The sequence below is a fragment of the Pseudoalteromonas sp. SG41-5 genome, assembly GCF_014164495.1.
GTDB lineage: Bacteria > Pseudomonadota > Gammaproteobacteria > Enterobacterales > Alteromonadaceae > Pseudoalteromonas > Pseudoalteromonas rhizosphaerae.
In genome coordinates this window covers 1-280 of the sequence record NZ_JACJFH010000321.1, presented here as the reverse complement: position 1 = coordinate 280, position 280 = coordinate 1, and the positions used below count along the sequence as shown (strand labels likewise).

Sequence of the window (280 nt, the reverse complement as noted above, 5' to 3'; positions counted from 1 at the left end):
AAATACTGAGCCTTCTTTAACAGAATAAATTCAAAGCGCGGTTTATGCCGCGCTTGTTAATTTAATTATATGGGGATGAAGACCCACCCTTAATCTCACGGCACCTTCCCGATGCAAAGCGAGCGTATGTACGCTGCGCTCAAAGGTTTAGGTAAAGAAGCGCGTTTAGTGATGCTACCTTACGAAGCCCATGGTTATCGTGCCCGTAAAAGCTTATTACATGTTTTATGGGAACAAGAGCAGTGGCTGGATAAATACTTGTTAACTGACGAAGCTCCTG

General features: G+C 43.9%; 1 pseudogene. It reads left to right on the top strand.

The window, feature by feature from the left end:
* Window positions 1–99 precede the first annotated feature (99 nt).
* Window positions 100–280, top strand: a pseudogene (locus H5232_RS24560) (alpha/beta hydrolase family protein); the annotation flags it as partial.